A 12924-nucleotide genomic window follows, 5' to 3' on the forward strand; every position below is an offset into this window, starting at 1 on the left:
CGGTGAGACATCGGTGCCTGAGCGTGTTACCCTAGACACAGCGAAAGGGGTTTCGAACCTATGGTTTTCAGTGTCGGCGAGACCGTTGTTTACCCCCACCACGGGGCCGCACTCATCGAGGCAATCGAGACTCGGGTCATCAAGGGCGAGCCTAAGCAGTACCTCGTCCTGAGGGTCGCGCAGGGTGACCTGACGGTCCGGGTGCCCGCCGAGAACGCCGAGATCGTGGGTGTGCGCGAGGTGGTCGGCGAAGAGGGCCTGGGTAAGGTCTTCGACGTGCTCCGTGCACCGCACACCGAGGAGCCGACCAACTGGTCGCGGCGTTACAAGGCGAATCTGGAGAAGCTGGCCTCCGGTAACCCGCTGAAGGTCGCCGAGGTCGTCCGCGACCTGTGGCGCCGGGAGCGGGAGCGGGGCCTGTCCGCGGGCGAGAAGCGGATGCTCGCCAAGGCCCGCGACATCCTCGTCGGTGAGGTCGCGCTGGCGGAGAAGAGCACCAAGGACGAGGCGGAGTCGCTGCTGGACAAGGTGCTGGGCGAGGCCTAGTCCCCGCAGCATCGTCGTACCCACCCCGTAGCAAAGAAATCCGAGGACCGCGACGTGACCGCGCAGCTCAATCCGCGCGGTGACGTCGCGGTCCTCGTTCCTGCGGCGGGCGCCGGCGTACGCCTCGGCCCGGGCGCGCCCAAGGCGCTCCGGCCGCTGGCCGGCGAGCCGCTGCTGGTGCACGCGGTACGCCGCATCGCGGCCGCCCCGTCCGTGCACACCATCGTGGTGGCCGCCCCGGCGGCCGACGTCGAGTCCGTCCGGTCGATGCTCGCCCCGGTGGCTCCGGTGATCGTGGTGCCCGGCGGCGCGGAGCGGCAGGCCTCGGTGGCGGCCGCGCTGGCCGCCGTCCCGGCCGGCCCGGAGATCGTCCTGGTGCACGACGCGGCCCGCGCGCTCATCCCACCCGACCTGGTCGAGTCGGTGGCCGAGGCGGTCCGCTCCGGGCACGACGCGGTGATCCCGGTCCTGCCGGTGGTCGACACGATCAAGGAGGTCGACGCCGGTGGGCGGGTCCTCGGCACGGTCGACCGGTCCGCGCTGCGGGCCGTGCAGACGCCACAGGGCTTCCGCCGGTCCGTGCTGACGGCCGGGCACGCCGCGGCGGGTGACCCGCTGACCGACGACGCCGGCCTGGTCGAGAAGCAGGGCGTCGCGGTGGTCTGCGTGCCCGGCTCCGAGCACGCCCTGAAGATCACCCGACCGTTCGACCTGGCCCTCGCGGAGCATCTGCTGGCGGCCGGGGCCTGACGCGTACCCTCGGATCATGATCGTTCCTCGGGTGGCCATCGGCACGGACGTCCACGCCTTCGAGGCCGGCCGACCCTGCTGGGTCGCCGGCCTGCACTGGCCGGGCCAGGACGGCCTGGCCGGCCACTCCGACGCCGACGTGGTCGCGCACGCCGCCTGCAACGCGCTGCTCTCCGCGGCCGGCCTCGGCGACCTGGGCGCCAACTTCGGCGTCGATCAGCCCGAGTGGGCCGGCGCGTCCGGGGTGGCGCTGCTCACCGAGAGCGCCCGGCGGGTCCGCGCGGCCGGCTTCCGGATCGGCAACGTCTCGGTCCAGGTGATCGGCAACCGGCCGAAGATCGGTCCGCGCCGCGACGAGGCGCAGCGGGTCCTCTCCGCGGCCGTCGGCGCCCCGGTCACCGTCTCCGCCGCCACCACCGACGGGTTGGGTTTCCCCGGCCGCGGCGAGGGGCTCACCGGCATCGCGGTGGCCCTGGTGTACGAGGCGTCGACGGTCTGACGCCGGGGATCCGGTCACCCGGGCCCCCGACCGTCCACACGGCTCAGTCCACGTCGGTGCAGACGTTGTGCGTCGTGCCGTGGAGCATGGTGATGGTCTTCCGATCCGCGCCGGTTCACCGTCCGGACCTGCCCGGACGAGCGCTGCGGCTGGCTCTTCCTGGACGAGAGCGGCCTTCGACGCTGGCGCAGCCTGGGCACCTGCGGTCGGCCGGTCGCCCAGTCGCCCTGCCACAGCGCCTGACCGATCTGCACGGGGGGCCCGGACGCGGTCCGGCCGGACCGGCGGTGGTCGGCGTTCCCCGGGGAGGCCAGCTAGGCTCGCCGGGATGTCGAGTGACGCGTCCCCCGACCAGTCCGCCGCCGACGGCTACCTCCAGCGCGCGCAGCTCCTCGCCGAGCTGAGCCGCTACGACGAGGCGGCCGGTGAGCTGGGCTTGGCCATCGCCATGGACCCGGCGAACGGCGCGTGACCATGCTGGCCCGGGTGCACCTGGCCGCCGACCGGTCCGCCGAGGCGCTCACGGCTGCCGAGGCCGCCGTCGCCGCCGCCCCGGGCGCCGTACCGCCGCTGGTCGCGCGCGGGCTCGCGCTGGCCGACCTGCGGGAGTTCCGGGCCGCCGCGGGGACCGCCGACGAGATCCTGGCGCTCGGCCCGACCGACGCGTACGCGCAGCGCAGCGCCGCCGCGATCCTGGCCGGCTCGCGCAACGGGCAGCAGGCGCTCAACGCCGCCTGGCGGGGCGTCGAGCTGGCCCCGGAGGAGCCGCAGGCGCACCTGGTGCTCGGTCTGGTGGCGGCCCGGCTCGAGGTGTACGACCTCGCCGAACGGGCCTACCGGGAAGCGCTGCGGCTGGACCCGGAACTGGCCGTGGCCCGGCACGACATGGGCGTCATCCGGCTGGAGCAGCGCCGCTACGCCGAGGCGCTGGAGCACCTGGTCGAGGCGGCCGTGATGGATCCGGCGGGGACGGACTCCGGGCGTACGATCGCGGACGGCCTGCGCCGGTTGCTGCTCTACGGCGCCGGCTGGTCGCTGGTCGCCACCGTGCTGGTCGCCTTCCTGGCCCCGGGCGGGCCGGGCCTCTCCCGGGTCTTCGCGGCGGTGGCCGCGCTCGGCGGGGCGCTGGTGGTGTGGCGCCACGCGACCCGGGTGCCCGGGCTGGTCCGGGCGATCCTGCCCGGCCTGCTGCGCTCCGACCGGACCCTGGCGTGGGCGCTCTATGCGGTGGCCGCCGGGCCGGTGCTGCTGCTGCTCTACGCGCTGGTCGGCACGCCGTGGCCGCTGGTCGCCGCGATCGTCGCCGCTTCATTGGCCGAGCTCGCGGTCTTCTCCCGTTCCCTGCGCTGACCGGTGGCCGAGAGCAGCCCTGGACGGCGACCGACCTGGGGACGGTGACCACCCCGACCGCGACTACGCGCGTCGCGCCCAGGTCCAGGCGTAGCCGTCGTCCTCGCAGGCGGACGCCGCGTCGCAGAGGTCGAGGGGCCGGAAGGTGTCGACCATGACGGCCAGCTCGTCGAAGAAGTCGACGCCGATCGAGCGCTCGGCGGCGCCCGGCTGCGGGCCGTGGGTGAAGCCGGACGGGTGCAGCGAGATCGAGCCCTGCTCGATGCCCGAGCCGCGCCGGGCCTCGTAGTTGCCGCCGGTGTAGAAGAGCATCTCGTCGGAGTCGACGTTGTGGTGGTTGTACGGCACCGGGATGGCGTCCGGGTGGTAGTCCACCTTGCGCGGCACGAACGAGCAGATCACGAAGTTCGGGCCCTGGAAGGTCTGGTGCACGGGCGGCGGCTGGTGGATCCGGCCGGTGATCGGCTCGAAGTCGTGGATGGAGAACGCCCACGGGTACAGGTGCCCGTCCCAGCCGACGACGTCGAACGGGTGGTTGGCGTAGACGTACCTCGTCCAACCGCGACGGTGCCGGACCAGCACCTCGACGTCGGTGCCGTCGACCAGCAGCGGCGCGTCCGGCCCCCGGACGTCCCGCTCGCAGTACGGCGCGTGCTCCAGGAACTGGCCGCGTACCGAGAGGTAGCGCTTGGGCGGGCCGATGTGGCCGGTCGCCTCGACGGCCAGCAGCCGGGTCGGCTCGTCGCCGGTGGGCACCAGCCGGTGGATGGTCGAGGTGGGGATGATGACGTAGTCGCCGGCCACCGCGTCCAGCACGCCGAACGGGGACTCCACCCGCAGCGAGCCGGACTCCAGGTAGAGGCAGTGGTCGCCGGTGGCGTCGCGGAACAGCGGGGAGGGCCGGTCGGCCAGCACGTACGCGATCCGGACGTCGTCGTTGGCGAGCAGGTACTGCCGGCCGAGCACCGGGTCCGCGCCGGCCCCGTCGAGCTTGTGGGTGCGCAGGTGGCGGGGCTTGAGGGGCAGGTTGGGCACCCGGGTGAAGGCGGGCGGGGTGAACTCCTCGGCGGCGGTGATCGCAGTCGGCGCGTGCCGGTGGTAGAGCAGGGACGAGTCGGAGGAGAAGCCCTCCTGACCGACCAGCTCCTCGGCGTAGAGGCTGCCGTCGGGCTGGCGGAACTGGGTGTGGCGCTTGCGCGGCAGCTCACCGACGCTGCGGTAGTACGGCATCTCGCCTCCCGATATGTCCCGTTCTCCGGCCGATTGCGTCCGATAATCGGACGCTGTTGTCCGTTCCTTGTAGCGTCCCGTAAGTTCTTGTCTCGTGTCAACGCACGTGCCCCGACTCTTCGCCGGTCTCGTCGACGACGCCGCCGTCTTCCCGCCCGGCAGCGCCGCGCTGCCCGACGCGGTGGGCGCCCACCGGCGGCACCGCACCGCCTGGTACGCCGACCTGGTCGGCCCGCTGCTGCTGCCCGCCTCGACCCTGCCGGAGCTGCCCGACCTGCTCGGCCCGGACGAGCCGGTGGCGGTCGGCGTCATCGGCGACGTGCCGATCGGCCAGCTCGACGCGGCGCTCGCCGAGGCCGATCCCCGGATCACCGTCCGCCAGGTCGAGGCGGCGGTCGCCAAGCGTGGCGAGGACCCGCAGCCGGGCCTGGCCGAGCTGGTGAAGCTCGCCGAGCGGCTGGGCGCCATCCCCGTGTACGCGGAGATCCCGCTGACCTTCGGGCTGATGGGGGCGCTGGACGCGGTCGCCGGGGCGCGGGCCGGCGGGCTGCGGGTCGCGGCGAAGTTCCGCACCGGCGGACTGGCCGCCGAGCTCTTCCCGACGCCGATCGAGCTGGCCGCGGTGATCTGCGCCTGCCGGGACCGGAAGCTGCCGTTCAAGCTGACCGCCGGGCTGCACCACGCGGTGCGGCACCGGGACCCGGAGACCGGCTTCACCCACCACGGCTTCGTCAACGTGCTCGCCGCCACGCTCGCCGCCACCGAGGACGCCGAGGTGGACGTCGTGGCTGAGCTGCTCGCCGCCACCGACCCGGTCCGGCTGGTGGAGCGGGCGCGGGCCGACCGCGAGACGGAGCGTCCGCTCTGGATCGGGTACGGCTCGTGCAGCATTGAGGAACCACTGACCGATCTGATCCGGCTGGGGCTGGTGAACGGGGGATACGACGAATGACCTGGGTGACGGGTGCCGACGGTTCGCCGTACGGGGTGCGGAACCTGCCGTACGGCGTGTTCCGGCGCGGCGGGCAGGAGCCGCGGATCGGCGTACGCATCGGGAAGTTCGTGCTGGACCTGGCCGGCGCCGAGGCGGCGGACCTGGTGCTGGCCGCCGGGGCGCTCGGCCGGCCCACGCTGAACGACTTCATGGCCCTCGGCCGCCCCCAGTGGACGGCCGTCCGGCAGCGGGTCACCGAGCTGCTCACCGACGAGACGCACCGGCCGGCGGTGGAGCCGCTGCTGGTCCCGCTGCGCGAGGTGGAGCTGCTGCTCCCGTTCGAGGTCGCCGACTACGTCGACTTCTACTCGTCCGAGCACCACGCGGCCAACGTCGGGCAGATCTTCCGCCCCGGCCAGCCGCCCCTGCTGCCCAACTGGAAGCACCTACCGATCGGTTACCACGGCCGGGCCGGCACCGTGCTGGTCTCCGGCACCCCGGTCGTCCGCCCCCGTGGCCAGCGGGCCAGCGCGCAGGGCCCGACCACCGGCCCCTCCGTACGCCTGGACATCGAGGCCGAGGTGGGCTTCGTGGTCGGGATGCCGAGCGCGCTCGGCGATCGGGTCTCCGTGGCCGACTTCGCCGACCACGTCTTCGGTGTGGTGCTGGTCAACGACTGGTCCGCCCGCGACATCCAGGCCTGGGAGTACCAGCCGCTCGGCCCGTTCCTCGGCAAGTCCTTCGCCACCTCGGTCTCGGCCTGGGTGACCCCGCTGGACGCGCTGGCCGACGCCTTCGTGCCCGCCCCCGACCAGGACCCACCGGTGCAGGAGTACCTGCACGACACCCCGCACCTCGGGCTTGATCTCCGGCTGTCGGTCGAGTGGAACGGCGAGCGGGTGAGCCGGCCGCCCTTCGCCACCATGTACTGGACGCCGGCGCAGCAGCTCGCCCACCTCACCGTCAACGGCGCGTCGCTGCGTACCGGCGACCTCTACGCCTCCGGCACCGTGTCCGGCCCGGACCGCGGCCAGGTCGGCTCGTTCCTGGAGCTGACCTGGGGCGGCGCCGAGCCGGTCAAGTTCGCCGACGGTGGCACCCGGACGTTCCTGGAGGACGGCGACACGGTCACCATCACCGCCACCGCGCCGGGCCCGGACGGCACCACGATCGCCCTGGGCGAGGTCACCGGGAGCATCCTCCCCGCCCGCTGAGCCGGTCCCCGTCGTCCACCGTTCCCCGGTCGCCCCCGGTCGCACAGCGGGTGCGACCGGGGACCGCGCATTCCGCGTTGATCGTCGCGGACTCCGACGCCACGCCGAGCCGTCCGCGGCCGGTCGTGGCGCGCGAGCGGACAGGAGGTAACGAGGATGACCGAGCTCACCGGCGCCGTCTGGCGCACCAGCAGTCGCTCCAACGACCAGGGTCTCTGCGTGGAGGTGGCGGCCAACGTGGTCGCCGTGCACGGAGTGGTCGGGGTACGCGACTCGAAGGACCCGTCCGGGCCGACGCTCGCGGTCAGCCCACCGGGCTGGACGGCGTTCGTCAGCGCGATCCGCGCCGGGGGGTTCCGGCGCTGACCGACCCGTTCCCCGGTGCCCCGCCCGGGGCGCCGGTGGCGGAAATGTCACCGAGGGCTCCCCGTTTCGCGTTCACGCGCCGTACCGTGGACGACACGGGAGGTGCCATGTCGACGGTGACGGTTACCGCATTCATCGAAGCGCGGGACGTCGACGTCTGGCGGCTCCTCACCGACCTCTCCGCCCGGGCCGACTGGCTCTCCGCCGTCGGCGCGGTGGAGGTGCTCACCACCGGGGCCCTCGCCGCCGGCACCGCCTGGCGGGAGACCCGGGTCCGCCCGGGCGGCGACGAGCAGTCCGAGGAGTTTCTCGTGGTGGAGGCGGTCGCGCCGCACCGGCTGGTGCTCAGCTCCCGGGGGGCCGGCGTGGACTACCGGATCACCTGGACGCTGCGGACGGTCGAGCGGCGCCGACGCGGCTGCACCCAGGTCACCGTCGAGCAGGAGGCCGTGCCGACCGCCCCGTACGGCCGGGTGCTGGCCCTGATCCTCGGCGGCCTCGCCGCCCGCGCGGTCGAGGGCGCCCTCCGGCGTGACCTGGCCGACCTGACCCGCGCCGTCACACCGGCCTCCTCCGCCGAGGCCGCCTGACCCGCCGGCCCCGCCTGGCGGCCGCCCGACCCGCCGACGCGGCTCCGCCGGCTCGACCTGACCGGGATGCGGGGGGTCCCGCTGGGTAGGGTGCCGGGCGGAGGTGCGGCATGGGGTTGCCCGACGGGCGGCGGCGGATCACGGTGGCGGTCGCGGCGGTGCTCACCGTCGCGGTGGTCGCCGCCATCGTCTACCGCGTGCTTGCTCCCGCCGAGGTGATCACGCCGGCCCGGGCCGCGTACCCGCCGGCGGCGACCCCGCCCGTGGGGGTGATCGGCCGGCTGCCGGTGGCGCCGCTGATCGTGGACGGCCGGCTCCGGGTCTACGCCGGGACCCGCCAGGTGTACGCCGACCAGCCGGTCGACGGGAAGCACCGGGTCACCCCGTTCTGGTCGTACCGGCGCTGGCCGGCCAAGCTCGTCGGCGTGCTGGCCAGCGGGGTGACCGTGGTCAGCCGCTGGTCCGACGGGAGAGTGGTGGCGCTGGACGCAAGGACCGGGCGGGTCGCCTGGCGGGCGGACGGGCCGGAGCCGGGACCGGTGTCGAAGCCCCGGCGTACCTTCGCGTCGACGGTCTGGGACCCGGCGGGGCTGCACGTCACGCGTACCGCCGACGGTCGCGCGGTGCTGGTGGCCGCCGGTCGGCGGCAGGTGGGTGGGTACGCCCTGGCCGACGGCCGGCAGCTCTGGCGGGTCGACGCGGGCGACTGCCGTACCGACGTGGGGACCACGGCCACCGGCGCGCTGATCGCGGTCGACGGCTGCGCCATGCCGACGACGGTCGAGTTCCGGGACGCGGCCACCGGAGCGGTCCGCACCCGCTGGCACCCCCCCGGCGGCGGGAGGGGGCTGGTGGTGACCCCGGTGGGCTGCGTCGACGGGCACTCGGCGTGCCGGGGGCTGCGGACCGCGGGGTCGGGGGACGACGCCGGCCGGGGCTGGCTGGTCGGGGCCGGCGACCCGGTCGCCGCGCCCGGCCTGAACGGGCCGGACGCCGAACTCGCCGGCGAGCGGGCCGTCGGCAGCACCGGTGGGGTGCTGACCGGCCGGTCGGCGCGGACCGGCGAGGACCTGTGGCGGCGGGCCGACCTGGGCCTGGTGCGGATCATCGCGGTGCAGCCCGGTCGGGTGCACCTGCTGACCGAGCGGAACGACCTGGTCACCCTCGATCCGAGCACCGGCGCCGAGCGGTCCCGCTTCGCCATGGACATCGGCCACGACGGGGTGGCCTGGGTGCCCGGGCGGGCGTACGCGGCGGACGGCTACCTCGCCCTGGAACGGCTCCGCAAGGGCGCCGGCCCGGACTCGGATGACCAGGCGTACTTCCTGACGGCCGAGCCCGTGCTGCTCGCCGCGACATAAGGTCGCGGCGAGCAGTGGGGATGTCAGGCCAGCGCCGACTCGGCGGCGGCGAGGAAGGCGTCGTTCTCCCCCGGGGTGCCGATGGTGACCCGGACCCCGTCGCCGGCGAACGGCCGGACGATCACGCCGCGCGCCTCGCAGGCCTTGCCGAACTCGACGGCCCGGTCGCCGAGCGGCAGCCAGACGAAGTTGGCCTGGCTGGCCGGCACGTCCGGGACGAACTTGCGCAGCGCCTCGGTGACCCGGTCCCGTTCGGCGACCACCAGCGCGCACCGGCGCTCCACCTCGTCGGCCTGGGCCAGCGCCGCAAGGGCGCCGGCCTGGGCGGCCATGCTGGTGGAGAAGGGGGTGACGACCTTGCGGACGGCGGCGGCCACCTCCGGGGCGGCGACCAGGAAGCCGATCCGCAGCCCGGCCAGGCCCCACGCCTTCGACAGGGTGCGCAGCACGACGACGTTCGGCCGGTCCAGGTAGGTCAGGCCGTCCGGCACCTCCGGGTCGGTGACGAACTCCCGGTAGGCCTCGTCGATCACCACCAGCACGTCGTCCGGCACCGCGTCGAGGAAACGGTCCAGCTCGGCCTTGCGGACGGCGGTGCCGGTCGGGTTGTTCGGGTTGCAGACCAGGATCATCCGGGTCCGGTCGGTCACCGCCGCGGCCATCGAGGCCAGGTCGTGGCCGTGCCCGGCGTCGTTGGGCACCCGCACGCTGGTCGCGCCGCTGGTCGCCGCGATGATCGGGTACGCCTCGAACGACCGCCACGAGTAGAGCAGCTCGTCGCCGGGGAGGCAGGTGGCCCGGACCAGGTGCTCGGCCAGCGCCACCGAGCCGCAGCCGGTGGCGATCCGGTCGGCGTCCACGCCGTACCGGTCGGCCAGGGCCTGGCGCAGCGCCACCACGCCCATGTCCGGGTAGCGATGCGAGCCGGCCACCGCCTCGGCGACCGCCTCCACCACGCCGGGCAGCGGGCCGTACGGCACCTCGTTGCTGGCCAGCTTGATCGCCTCGGGCAGGCCCAGCTCGCGGGCCAGGTCCGCCGGGCTCCGGCCGGGCACGTAGTTCGGCAGCGCGTCGAGGTCGGCGCGGGTCAGCCGCAGCGGCGGCTGGTGACGTCCGGTGTCGGTCATGGTGTGTCTCCCGGGTGGTTGGCGCGGTCGTGCGGGGCGGTACGGGTGTCGGGCGTGGCGCGGGGCACCTGCACGACGACGGTCTGCGCCCGCTTGTCGTGCAGCGCCTGGCGCAGCGGGTGGTCGAAGAGCGGGGAGACCGCGTCGACGAACTGGAGCAGCAGGCCGAAACCGCAGCAGTACCAGAGCAGGGTGGGCAGGCCGAGGGTGCTCCACCGCCGGGTCGCCCGGCCGAAGCCGAGCGGCTGGTCGGCCTCGATCGGGACCGCCCGCACCCGCATCACCCGCTTGCCGAACGTCTGGCCCTGGGCCGCCATCGACGGCACCTCGTAGGCGAACCAGAGCGCGGTGGCGATCAGCAGGATGGCGATCTGCAGCCCGGCGGCCTGCTCGCCCGGCTGGGGCAGCCCCTCCGTGGAGGTGTTGCCGGAAAGCGACCGGCGCACCGACTCCCGCAGGTACGGCGAGATCTCCTCGACGTACCGCCAGACGAACCAGCCGTTGACCACGGCGTTGAGCAGGAACACGGCGCCGAAGTCGATCAGGCGGGCGACCAGGCGGACGCCGTACGAGGCCAGCGGCAGCCCGTGCGGCCGCGGCTCGGGCGGCCGCCCCGGCCAGGTCGGGTACGGCCAGCCGGGCGGCGGCCCCTGCGGGTGTCCCGGCCCGGGGGCGTACCCCGGGCCCGGCCAGCGCCCCGGGCCGGGCTGCGCCGCTCCCGGGTGACCGGGGTGCGGTGCCGGGCCGGGGGGGACGGGGGCCGGGACCGGTGGGGCGGCCGGGGGCGCCGGGGCCGGTTCGGCCGGCGGCGGGCCCTCGGGTGGGGTGGCGTCGACCGGGATCGGCGCGCCGATCCACCCCTCGCCGTCCCAGTACCGCCTGGTCTCGGGCGCGGCGGGGTCGACGTACCAACCGGGTTGCACTGTCACGGCGCCCTCTCGAATCGCGGCTGCGGGGCTCGCAGACCCGGCTCACTCCTCACGCTCACGGTGCAACCTTAACGACGACGGTGCCCGCGAACTTGTCGTGCAGGCACTGCTGCCAGGGCTTGTCCCAGAGCTGCCAGAACCCGTCGACGTAGTTGAGGAAGGGGACCAGCGAGCCGGCGACGAACTCGACCAGGTACCGCCGGCCCAGCACCCCCCGGGTCAGCGTCCCGGCCGGGTCGGCCGGCACGATCCGGATCTTCATCAGCTTCTTGCCGAGCGTCTGGCCCGTCCGGCGCGCGTACTCCACGTGGTACAGCCAGTAGAAGACGAAGAGCACCAGGATCAGTCCGGCCTCGGCGAGCAGCAGCGGGACGACGAAGTCGCTCATCATCCGCGCCGGGTCGGGCTCAGTCATCGTCCCGTCCGGGTTGACCTTCACCATCTCGGTGAACATGCGGTACCAGATCCAGGCGGCGAAGGGCACGAAGAGCACCGTGGCCAGCAGGCTCGCCACGGCGGTGTCGATCATCCAGGCGAGCAGCCGGTCCGTGAAGGTGGCCAGCGGCTGGCCGTTCGGGGCCAGTGGCGGGGGCGGGTAGCCCGGGTACTGGTAGCCCGGGTGCGGCGCCCAGCCGGGCCCGGGGCCGGGGTAGGGCGGCAGTCCGGCGTACGTCGGCGGGGTGTGCTGCCCCGGCACGGCGTACCGCAGGGGGGCGGCGCCGGTGGGCGGTGCGAAGCCGCCGCCCGCGGGCGGGGGCCCGGCGGGCGGCGGCGTGCTGTTCGGGGAAGGCTGCGTCACGCCGACAGTGTTACAGGTTGCCGCGCGCTTCCTGCTCCCGCTCGATGGCCTCGAACAGGGCCTTGAAGTTGCCCTTGCCGAAGCCGAGCGAGCCGTGCCGCTCGATCAGCTCGAAGAAGACGGTCGGCCGGTCCTGCACCGGCTTGGTGAAGATCTGGAGCAGGTAGCCGTCCTCGTCCCGGTCGACCAGGATCTTGCGGGCCTTCAGCTCCTCGATCGGCACCCGCACCTTGCCGATCCGGGCGCGCAGCTCCGGGTCGTCGTAGTACGAGTCCGGGGTGTCGAGGAACTCGACGCCCGCGGCGCGCATGGCGTCGACGCTGGCCAGGATGTCGTTGGTCGCCACGGCGATGTGCTGGGCGCCCGGGCCCTGGTAGAACTCCAGGTACTCGTCGATCTGCGACTTCTTGCGGGCGATGGCCGGCTCGTTCAGCGGGAACTTCACCTTGCGGGTGCCGCTGGCGACGACCTTGCTCATCAGCGCCGAGTAGTCGGTGGCGATGTCGTCGCCGATGAACTCCGCCATGTTGCTGAAGCCCATGACGCGCTTGTAGAACTCCACCCACTCGTCCATCTTGCCGAGCTCGACGTTGCCGACCACGTGGTCGACCGCCTGGAAGAAGCGCTTCGGCTGGATGCCGGCGTCGATCATCGGCTGCCGGTCCACGATCGCGCCGCGGGCCACGAAGCCGGGCAGGAACGGGCCGGTGTAGCGGGACCGGTCGACCAGGGTGTGCCGGGTGTCGCCGTACGCGGCGATGGCCGCCAGCCGGACGATGCCGTGCTCGTCGCTCACGTCGTGCGGCTCGACCAGGCCGGTCGCGCCCTGCGCGGTGGCGTGCGCGTACGCGGCGTCGACGTCCGGCACCTCCAGCGCGATGTCGGAGACGCCGTCGCTGTGCTTGGCGACGTGCTCGGCGCCCTCGGCGTCGGGGCGGACCGCGCCGGTCAGCACGAACCGGGCCGAGCCGCTGGTCAGCACGTACTGGGCGTGGTCCCGGTAGCCCTGCTCCGGCCCCCGGTACGCCACGCAGGTCATGCCGAACGCGGTGGAGTAGTAGTGCGCGGCCTGCTTGGCGTTGCCGACCAGGAAGTGCACGTGGTCGAGGCCCTTGACCGGGAACGGGTCGCGGCTGATGTCGTGGTCGACGGCGCCGACGAGCGCGTCGACGTCGACCTCGTCCGTCGGTCGGTCGATCGCCTGGGTCATGGTGGCCTCCCTTGCGTAC

At 74.0% G+C, this 12924-nt stretch carries 13 protein-coding genes and 2 pseudogenes; 10 read left to right on the forward strand and 5 right to left on the reverse strand.

Going from position 1 to position 12924, the window contains the following annotated elements; genetic code table 11:
- Nucleotides 1-60 precede the first annotated feature (60 nt).
- The 5 genes and pseudogenes from ACFOYX_RS17965 (at nucleotide 61) to ACFOYX_RS17985 (ending at nucleotide 3145) form a co-directional block, all read left to right on the forward strand.
- Nucleotides 61-546 carry a CarD family transcriptional regulator gene (locus tag ACFOYX_RS17965; protein WP_089012187.1) on the forward strand — a complete coding sequence of 162 codons (486 nt, stop codon included), beginning with the start codon at nucleotides 61-63 and terminating at the stop codon, nucleotides 544-546.
- Between the two features lie 54 nt (nucleotides 547-600).
- The gene (gene ispD / locus ACFOYX_RS17970) at nucleotides 601-1296 is read left to right on the forward strand and encodes a 2-C-methyl-D-erythritol 4-phosphate cytidylyltransferase (protein WP_238454274.1); all 696 of its coding nucleotides are present in this window, start codon (nucleotides 601-603) and stop codon (nucleotides 1294-1296) included.
- Between the two features lie 13 nt (nucleotides 1297-1309).
- Nucleotides 1310-1795: a 2-C-methyl-D-erythritol 2,4-cyclodiphosphate synthase gene (ispF, locus tag ACFOYX_RS17975; RefSeq protein WP_109800344.1), complete on the forward strand. Its 486-nt coding sequence runs from the start codon at nucleotides 1310-1312 to the stop codon at nucleotides 1793-1795.
- Nucleotides 1796-1927: 132 nt separating this feature from the next.
- Nucleotides 1928-2038: pseudogene (locus ACFOYX_RS17980) on the forward strand (CGNR zinc finger domain-containing protein); the annotation flags it as partial.
- Between the two features lie 85 nt (nucleotides 2039-2123).
- A pseudogene (locus ACFOYX_RS17985) lies at nucleotides 2124-3145 on the forward strand (tetratricopeptide repeat protein).
- A gap of 63 nt (nucleotides 3146-3208) precedes the next feature.
- On the opposite strand, the gene ACFOYX_RS17990 reads toward ACFOYX_RS17985, so the two are convergent.
- Nucleotides 3209-4375, reverse strand: a complete 1167-nt coding sequence (locus tag ACFOYX_RS17990) for a homogentisate 1,2-dioxygenase (RefSeq protein WP_109800342.1) — start codon at nucleotides 4373-4375, stop codon at nucleotides 3209-3211.
- Between the two features lie 94 nt (nucleotides 4376-4469).
- Between ACFOYX_RS17990 and ACFOYX_RS17995 the strand changes: the two genes are divergently transcribed.
- The 5 genes from ACFOYX_RS17995 to ACFOYX_RS18015 all read left to right on the forward strand — a co-directional run bounded on the left by ACFOYX_RS17995 (nucleotide 4470) and on the right by ACFOYX_RS18015 (nucleotide 8840).
- Complete coding sequence (locus ACFOYX_RS17995; RefSeq protein ID WP_322442291.1) at nucleotides 4470-5327, forward strand: hypothetical protein; 858 nt, start codon at nucleotides 4470-4472, stop codon at nucleotides 5325-5327.
- Complete coding sequence (gene fahA, locus ACFOYX_RS18000) at nucleotides 5324-6523, forward strand: fumarylacetoacetase (RefSeq protein ID WP_322442292.1); 1200 nt, start codon at nucleotides 5324-5326, stop codon at nucleotides 6521-6523. The genes ACFOYX_RS17995 and fahA overlap by 4 nt, the downstream gene beginning before the upstream one ends.
- A gap of 156 nt (nucleotides 6524-6679) precedes the next feature.
- Complete coding sequence (locus ACFOYX_RS18005) at nucleotides 6680-6889, forward strand: DUF397 domain-containing protein (protein ID WP_322442293.1); 210 nt, start codon at nucleotides 6680-6682, stop codon at nucleotides 6887-6889.
- A 107-nt stretch (nucleotides 6890-6996) separates the two neighbouring features.
- Nucleotides 6997-7479, forward strand: coding sequence for an SRPBCC family protein (locus ACFOYX_RS18010; protein WP_238454276.1), 483 nt, complete (start codon nucleotides 6997-6999; stop codon nucleotides 7477-7479).
- Between the two features lie 110 nt (nucleotides 7480-7589).
- A complete protein-coding gene (locus ACFOYX_RS18015) occupies nucleotides 7590-8840 on the forward strand; it encodes a PQQ-binding-like beta-propeller repeat protein (protein WP_322442294.1) in 1251 nt (416 codons plus the stop codon).
- 23 nt (nucleotides 8841-8863) lie between these two features.
- On the opposite strand, the gene hisC is transcribed toward ACFOYX_RS18015, so the two are convergent.
- The 4 genes from hisC to hppD are packed head-to-tail and all read right to left on the reverse strand — an operon-like array spanning nucleotide 8864 to nucleotide 12905.
- Nucleotides 8864-9967 carry a histidinol-phosphate transaminase gene (gene hisC, locus ACFOYX_RS18020; protein WP_322442295.1) on the reverse strand — a complete coding sequence of 368 codons (1104 nt, stop codon included), beginning with the start codon at nucleotides 9965-9967 and terminating at the stop codon, nucleotides 8864-8866.
- Complete coding sequence (locus ACFOYX_RS18025) at nucleotides 9964-10896, reverse strand: RDD family protein (RefSeq protein WP_322442296.1); 933 nt, start codon at nucleotides 10894-10896, stop codon at nucleotides 9964-9966. Before ACFOYX_RS18025 ends, hisC begins: the two co-directional genes overlap by 4 nt.
- A gap of 55 nt (nucleotides 10897-10951) precedes the next feature.
- A complete protein-coding gene (locus ACFOYX_RS18030) occupies nucleotides 10952-11695 on the reverse strand; it encodes an RDD family protein (RefSeq protein ID WP_322442297.1) in 744 nt (247 codons plus the stop codon).
- A gap of 10 nt (nucleotides 11696-11705) precedes the next feature.
- Complete coding sequence (gene hppD, locus ACFOYX_RS18035) at nucleotides 11706-12905, reverse strand: 4-hydroxyphenylpyruvate dioxygenase (protein ID WP_109803964.1); 1200 nt, start codon at nucleotides 12903-12905, stop codon at nucleotides 11706-11708.
- Between the last annotated feature and the right edge of the window lie 19 nt (nucleotides 12906-12924).

Source organism: Micromonospora sp. GCM10011541 (genome assembly GCF_042650725.1).
GTDB classification, from domain to species: domain Bacteria; phylum Actinomycetota; class Actinomycetes; order Mycobacteriales; family Micromonosporaceae; genus Micromonospora; species Micromonospora sicca.